This window comes from Aeromonas sp. ASNIH8, from assembly GCF_002919855.1.
Taxonomy (GTDB): Bacteria; Pseudomonadota; Gammaproteobacteria; order Enterobacterales; family Aeromonadaceae; genus Aeromonas; species Aeromonas caviae.
Map to the genome: position 1 here is coordinate 1 of NZ_PQLN01000146.1, position 7,196 is coordinate 7,196.

Below are 7,196 nucleotides of genomic sequence, written 5' to 3' on the forward strand. Positions count from 1 at the left end.
TTTATAAAGGACACGGTAACTCTCCCCGCCCCGATCTGAAAAAACCCAGACGGGGCGCGGCTTTCCGGGCGATTCGCAAAATCGATCCAAGATTCTCTAAGAATCTCCACTAGGCGCAGCACAGCCCGCGCCCCTTCGGCGCGGTCTGGCATTGCCTCAAATGCCCGGCCAAGGCCGGAAGGCTGAACACCTCTCCCCCCGCCTTCGGCGACCCCCTCCGGGGGTAATAGGCCAGCGGGGAGAGGGGGGTGGAGGCCGGTTTCCCGGCCTAAACCCCTCAGGAGGCGCTTTCTGTAGGAGAGGAATAAAGTTTCATACTAAGCAGTCAAGTAACCCTGTTTGTACCGTTCTAAATGATACTCACCCAGAAATAAAGATTCATACTAATTCCTACTACAAAATCTGAGTCACGCTACAACTGAGTAATAAAGTATCATACTGGTTGTCTTGAGCATCCACAGATTGATTGGCCCCATTCAAACACGTTTCTGGACAAGAATGAGCTAGAAGTATTGATCTAGCTCTGGTGATTTGAATTAGAAAATGTATTAATGTTGTGTATAGTTTATCAGCAGGTATTCGTAAGCATCTAGTCAGGAAAAACAACAATACCCAACGCTTCGAGAAGCTGTTCTTGTTGCCAGCTGGCAATTTTGATACCTGATGTATCGACTTTTCGAGGATCTAAACCGTCGAGTTCGGCGTGACATAAATTAGCACCCTGTAGGCTAAACTGTCCCCAGACATCTTCAGAAAAAACACCTCGACTTAAGTCTGACTCTTTCAGTGATGCGCCCGCGAGGTGAGTCCCTATCCAGCGATTTTCAAACAGCTCACATTTTTCTAAACAGACCCGCTCCATATTGGCATAAGACAGGTTACATCCAGTAATAAAGGCTGAGCAAAAGTACATACGATTACTCACTTGATTGGCAAAGTTTGCTCGGGAAAAGTTGGCCCCTTTTAAATCACACTCACGTAACTCAATACCGTAGCAATTGGCGTTACTAAAGTTTGCCATCGCAAGCTGGCATTGTTGGAAACTTGCATCGCGAAGGTCTGCGACATCAAAATGGCAACCTTCGATATCACCCTGTTCAATGAACTTGCAGTTAATAAATGTCGCATCACGCAAGTTAGCACGTCGAAAATCGCATCGGATAAAGGTGCAAGCAGTGAAAGTAATATCACTTAGATCTTGATGTGAAAAACTGTGGTGTCGATATGTGTGACGGTAGGTTTCCATGTTGACTCCTATGATGAACTGGACGCAACACTACCATCAAAGCCACATCACATCACCAAAATAAAAACACTAAAAATCAAGATCTTAAAAACCCTCATTTTGCCTATTTTAAGGGGGTAAAATAGCGCCCTGAGCCTCTATGTTAACGTTCAAAGTACGCGGCACCATTGAAAAAAGTTATCCGCTTAAAAAGCCACAGAGAAAAGGAACCCAATAGATTACTGATGTCCGCCATTAGGTAAAGTAACCTTAAACGGAAGCCTGCAATTTGAAGTAGATACAAGGTCTAAGAAGGAATGGGGCATAAACGTTTTAGAAATGGCAGTGTACTCTGATCGCTGCCATTTAAGTATGAATCTTTAATACTCAGTATGATTCTTTATTACTTAGTAACGAAACTTTATTCTACTCACACACTTTCTGGCGTTTCTGGCGCATCCCCAAAGGGTAACCCAGCCTGACCCGGCATCGGCGCGTCTGCGGCTTTCTGGGGCGCTTTGCGGGGCTTCGGGTAGCCCGCCTTGCGCATGGCCTTGGTCAGCGCCTCGATTGCCGCCCAGGTATCCGCCGCCCATGCCTCGGACGGCTCAAAGTCCCCGGCCTTGATCGTGTCGGCAACCTCAAAAATACGACTGGCGGCAGACTTGGCGGAATACAGTCGGATTCGCTTTTCTTCTGCCTGTCTTTCTGTTTCGATGTATGACTGTAGCTCTATTCTTTCTTCGTCTGTCAGATTCTCAACTAGGCCGTCTGACAGCTCGTAAGAATATACGTCAATAGACCCCATCATCTTGACGATGGCGCGGCGTTTTTCCTTGTCATACCCCCGGTAGGCGAGCACCTGAACCCGGCGACCTTGGCGCTTAAACTGCATGGCTGTTTCTCCGCTTGACTGTGTGATTACATTCTAGTCCGACAGTCACACACTGTCAAATGTTTATTGTCGGCCCTTATTTTAATCCGACAGTCGCACTTAAATGGGTTTTCACTGTCAGGTTAGGTTCCGCCCGACAGTCTGCCGTTCTTTCGCTACCATAGCGGCATGGTATCAGTTCGCCCAAGTGCTTTGGCCACCCTCTCCCCGCTGGCCCATTACCGCCCTTGGGCGGTCGGGCCGTGAGCGCAGCGAGCGGGCCGGGTGGGTGGCTGTTCGGTGCTTGCATGGAGATGTGCTATTATGGTATTGAGGCTGTGGTTTGGCATGGAGCAAGGTGTAACCTGCGCTTCGCTTGGTTCTCACCCTCCGGCCTTCGGCCTACGCCCCCACTCCCTTCGGTCGGGGGGTTGCTGCGCGTTTCGCTTCGCTTCACTTACTGGAGGGCTTAGCCCATGAACACTGACGAATCCAAGCGCCGCCGCCGTGGGCCTGCGCCGCTCGACGCCACGGACAAGCGCGGGCATACCGTTTCTGTGCGCCTCAACGAGGCCGAGCTTGCGCGGCTGGATTCGCAGCGTGACGCGGTGCAGATGCAGCGGGGCGAGTACCTACGCGCCGCCGCTCTGCATCGCCTGCCGCCCACCATCCCGGCAGCGAACCGGGAACAGTGGGCAGAGTTGGCCCGCACAGCGGCCAACCTGAACCAGATCGCCCGGCACCTGAACGAAGGGCAGCGGGGCGACGGGGAGCGCATCGGCAAGGCGCTGGGCTTGCAGTTGAGCGCCGAGCTTGCCAACTGCCTGCGATTGCTGGTGCTGGTGCGCGGCGACTTGATAGGCGTCAAGCACGACTCGGAGGACGTGGAAGATGAAAGCGAAGGTTAGCCGTGGTGGCGGTTTTCGCGGTGCGCTGAACTACGTTTTTGACGTTGGCAAGGAAGCCACGCACACGAAAAACGCGGAACGTGTCGGCGGCAACATGGCCGGGAATGACCCCCGCGAACTGTCGCGGGAGTTCTCAGCCGTGCGCCAGTTGCGCCCGGACATCGGCAAGCCCGTCTGGCATTGCTCGCTGTCACTGCCTCCCGGTGAGCGCCTGAGCGCCGAGAAGTGGGAAGCCGTGACGGCTGACTTCATGCAGCGCATGGGCTTTGACCAGACCAATACGCCGTGGGTGGCAGTGCGCCACCAGGACACGGACAAGGATCACATCCACATCGTGGCAAGCCGGGTAGGGCTGGACGGGAAAGTTTGGCTGGGCCAGTGGGAAGCCCGCCGCGCCATCGAGGCGACCCAAGAGCTTGAGCATACCCACGGCCTGACCCTGACGCCGGGGCTGGGCGATGCGCGGGCCGAGCGCCGGAAGCTGACCGACAAGGAGATCAACATGGCCGTGAGAACGGGCGACGAACCGCCGCGCCAGCGTCTGCAACGGCTGCTGGATGAGGCAGTGAAGGACAAGCCGACCGCGCCAGAACTGGCCGACCGGCTATATGCCGCAGGCGTAGGCGTCCGGGCAAACCTCGCCAGCACCGGGCGCATGAACGGCTTTTCCTTCGAGGTGGCCGGAGTGCCGTTCAAGGGCAGCGACTTGGGCAAGGGCTACACATGGGCGGGGCTACAGAAATCAGGGGTGACTTATGACGAAGCTAGAGACCGTGCGGGCCTTGAACGATTCAGGCCCACAGTTGCAGATCGTGGAGAGCGTCAGGACGTTGCAGCAGTCCCTGAGCCTGATGCACGAGGACTTGAAGCGCCTACCGGTCGCAGTCTCGACCGAGACGGCGCAGACCTTGGAACCGCTGGCCCGACTCCAGCAGGACGTGACGCAGGTTCTGGAAGCCTACGACAAGGTGACGGCCATTCAGCGCAAGACGCTGGACGAGCTGACGCAGCAGATGAGCGTGAGCGCGGCGAAGGCGTTCGAGCAGAAGGCCGGGGAGCTGGACAAGACCATCTCCGGCCTGTCCAACAGCCTGTCAGGGCTGGAAACGAGCATCAGCAGCATGAAGGAGACCGCGGAGCAGGTGGTGGCCTTGCCGGGCAATCTGGTGAGCGCACAGCAGAATATGGCGCAAGCCGCCATCAAACTGACCGAGGCAGCGAACAAGACGCGCCCGCGCCTTTGGCGGCAGGCGCTGGGGCTGATTCTGGCCGGGGCCGTGGGCGCGATGCTGGTAGCGACTGGGCAAGTCGCTTTAAACAGGCTAGTGCTGCCAAGCGACGTGCAGCAGACGGCGGATTGGGCCAACGCGATTTGGAACAAGGCCACGCCCAAGGAGCGCGAGTTGCTGGAACAGATCGTCAATCGGCCCGCGAACTAGATCCGACCGCCTACCTTGAGGCGAGCGGCTACACCGTGAAGCGCGAAGGGCGACACCTGTCCGTCAAGGCTGGCGGTGATGAGGCGTACCGCGTGACCCGGCAGCAGGACGGGCGCTGGCTCTGGTGCGACCGCTACGGCAACGACGGCGGGGACAATATCGACCTTGTGCGCGAGATCGAACCCGGCACCGGCTACGCCGAGGCCGTCTATCGGCTTTCAGGTGCGCCGACAGTCCGGCAGCAACCGCGCCCGAGCGAGCCGAAGCGCCAACCGCCGCAGCTACCGGCGCAAGGGCTTGCAGCCCGCGAGCATGGCCGCGACTACCTCAAGGGCCGGGGCATCAGCCCGGACACCATCGAGCACGCCGAGAAGGCGGGCATGGTGCGCTATGCAGACGGTGGCGTGCTGTTCGTCGGCTACGACCGTACAGGCACCGCGCAGAACGCCACACGCCGCGCCATTGCCCCCGCTGATCCGGTGCAGAAGCGCGACCTACGCGGCAGCGACAAGATCTATCCGCCGATCCTGCCGGGCGACCCGGCAAAGGTCTGGATCGTGGAAGGTGGCCCGGATGCGCTAGCCCTGCACGACATCGCCAAGCGCAGCGGCCAGCAGCCGCCCACCGTCATCGTGTCAGGCGGCGCGAACGTGCGCAGCTTCTTGGAGCGTGACGACGTGCAAGCGATCCTGAAGCGGGCCGAGCGCGTCACCGTGGCCGGGGAAAACGAAAAGAACCCCGAGGCGCAGGCCAAGGCCGACGCCGGGCACCAGAAACAGGCGCAGCGGGTGGCCGAAATCACCGGGCGCGAGGTGCGCCAATGGACGCCCAAGCCTGAGCAGGGCAAGGACTTGGCCGACATAAACGCCCGTCAGGTGGCCGAGATCGAGCGCAAGCGACAGGCAGAGATCGAGGCCGAGAGGGCACGAAACCGCGAGCTTTCACGGAAGAGCCGGGGGTATGATGGCCCCAGCTTCGGCAGATAAGAGCGCCTGTCAGTCGGTGTGATGAACCGACCGACAGGCTAACCATCATCAACCTACGCAGGAGGCCGATATGGCTATCAACATTATGAAGGCGTTCCAGCAGGAACCGCCACAACTGGATTTCATCTGGCCGGGCTTTCTGGCTGGCACCGTGGGCGCACTGGTGGCCCCCGGCGCGACCGGCAAGAGCTTCTGGGCGCTGGAAGCTGCTATGTCCATTGCTTGCAGCGTGGCAGGCGGTGACGTGGTGAACCTCAAGCCGCAGCACACCGGGCGCGTGGTCTATCTGGCCGGGGAAGATCCCGAACCCGCCCTGATCCGGCGCGTTCACGCCATCGGCCAGCACCTCAACCAGTCGGCCCGCGAAGCCATCGCCGACAACCTGACCCTAGAGCCGATCATGGGCAAGCGCCTGAACGTCATGGACGAGCGGCACCTTGCCCGCGTGGTGGAGTTCTGCGCCGATGCCCGGCTGATCGTGCTGGACACCCTGAGCCGCATTCACAGCCTCGACGAGAACAGCAACGGCGACATGGCGCGGCTTGTCGCCACGCTGGAACACGTCGCGGCCAGCACCGGGGCGTCTGTCCTGTACCTGCACCACGTCAGCAAGGGCAGCGCCCGCGAAGGCCAGACCGACCAGCAGCAGGCGGCGCGGGGCGCTTCGGCCTTGATCGACAATGCCCGCTGGTGCGGCTTCGTTGCCAAGATGACCGAGGACGAGGCCAAGCGCCTGAGCGACCGCGCCTATGACCGGCAGCCCATCGGCAACGACCGGCGCGGGTTCTTCGTGCGCTTCGGCGTGAGCAAGCAGAACTACGACGCTACCCCGCTTGACCAGTGGTACGAGCGCCGAGACGGCGGCGTCCTGCTGCCTGTGGAACTGCTGGAAGTGCCGAACGGCAAGAAGGGGGGCAGCCGTGAGCAAGCATGACCTGACCCACGCCCGGCACGACCCGGCGCATTGTCTGGCCCCCGGCCTATTCCGCAGCCTCAAGCGTGGCGAGCGCAAGCGCGGCAAGCTGGACGTGGTGCATGACTACGGCGACGGTAAGCGCATCGAGTTCAGCGGCCCGGAGCCGCTGGGCGCTGATGACTTGCGCATCCTGCAAGGACTTGTGGCAATGGCTGGGCCGGGTGGCCTTGTGCTGTCACCTGAACCGCAGACCGAGGCCGGGCAGCAACTCCGGCTGTTCCTTGAGCCGAAATGGGAAGCCTTCCAGCAGGATGCGATGGTGGTCAAGGGCAGCTATCGAGCACTTGCCCGCGAAATTGGCTACGCCAACCCCGACGACACTAAGCCGGTTCGGGAGTGCATCGAGCGGCTTTGGAAGGTGTCCATCATCGCGCAAAACGGCAGGAAGCGGCAGGGCTTCCGCCTGCTGTCCGAGTACGCCAGCGACGAGCAGGACGGCAAGCTGTATGTGGCCTTGAATCCCTTGATTGCCCGCGCCGTCATGGGTGGCGGTCAGCATGTCCGCATCAGCATGGACGAGGTGCGGGCGCTACAGACCGACCCGGCGCGGCTGATGCATCAGCGCCTATGCGGCTGGATCGACCCCGGCAAGGCCGGGCGGGTGGAACTGGACACGCTTTGCGGCTACGTCTGGCCGGAGGAAGCCAACCCGGAAGCCATGAAGAAGCGGCGCCAGACGGCCCGCAAGGCACTGGCCGAGCTTGCCGCCATCGGCTGGACGGTGAGCGAGTACGCCAAGGGTAAATGGGAGGTCAAACGGCCCGCCACCCCCACGGTAACTCTCCCCA

The 7,196-nt window shown here is 59.8% G+C and carries 7 protein-coding genes and 1 pseudogene; 6 read left to right on the plus strand and 2 right to left on the minus strand.

What is annotated here, in order from left to right:
* Positions 1-589: 589 nt before the first annotated feature.
* Together C3418_RS22050 and C3418_RS22055 are read right to left on the minus strand one after the other, a co-directional pair.
* The gene (locus tag C3418_RS22050) at positions 590-1,246 is read right to left on the minus strand and encodes a quinolone resistance pentapeptide repeat protein QnrS2 (RefSeq protein WP_012537714.1); all 657 of its coding nucleotides are present in this window, start codon (positions 1,244-1,246) and stop codon (positions 590-592) included.
* 409 nt (positions 1,247-1,655) lie between these two features.
* The gene (locus tag C3418_RS22055; RefSeq protein ID WP_103786990.1) at positions 1,656-2,120 is read right to left on the minus strand and encodes a hypothetical protein; all 465 of its coding nucleotides are present in this window, start codon (positions 2,118-2,120) and stop codon (positions 1,656-1,658) included.
* Between the two features lie 455 nt (positions 2,121-2,575).
* Between C3418_RS22055 and mobC the strand changes: the two genes are divergently transcribed.
* The 6 genes and pseudogenes from mobC to repC form a co-directional block, all read left to right on the plus strand.
* The gene (gene mobC, locus C3418_RS22060; RefSeq protein ID WP_013250886.1) at positions 2,576-3,007 is read left to right on the plus strand and encodes a plasmid mobilization relaxosome protein MobC; all 432 of its coding nucleotides are present in this window, start codon (positions 2,576-2,578) and stop codon (positions 3,005-3,007) included.
* A 94-nt stretch (positions 3,008-3,101) separates the two neighbouring features.
* Positions 3,102-3,383 (plus strand): annotated as a pseudogene (locus tag C3418_RS25105) (relaxase/mobilization nuclease domain-containing protein); the annotation flags it as partial.
* A gap of 379 nt (positions 3,384-3,762) precedes the next feature.
* Positions 3,763-4,446: a hypothetical protein gene (locus C3418_RS24920; protein ID WP_224750818.1), complete on the plus strand. Its 684-nt coding sequence runs from the start codon at positions 3,763-3,765 to the stop codon at positions 4,444-4,446.
* A 35-nt stretch (positions 4,447-4,481) separates the two neighbouring features.
* Positions 4,482-5,432 carry a hypothetical protein gene (locus tag C3418_RS24925; RefSeq protein WP_223928365.1) on the plus strand — a complete coding sequence of 317 codons (951 nt, stop codon included), beginning with the start codon at positions 4,482-4,484 and terminating at the stop codon, positions 5,430-5,432.
* Between the two features lie 70 nt (positions 5,433-5,502).
* On the plus strand, positions 5,503-6,366 hold the full coding sequence (locus C3418_RS22070; RefSeq protein ID WP_015060602.1) for a helicase RepA family protein: 864 nt from the start codon (positions 5,503-5,505) through the stop codon (positions 6,364-6,366).
* A partial coding sequence (repC, locus tag C3418_RS22075) for a replication protein C, IncQ-type (protein ID WP_103859285.1) occupies positions 6,353-7,196 on the plus strand: 844 nt, incomplete at its 3' end. The genes C3418_RS22070 and repC, both read left to right, overlap by 14 nt.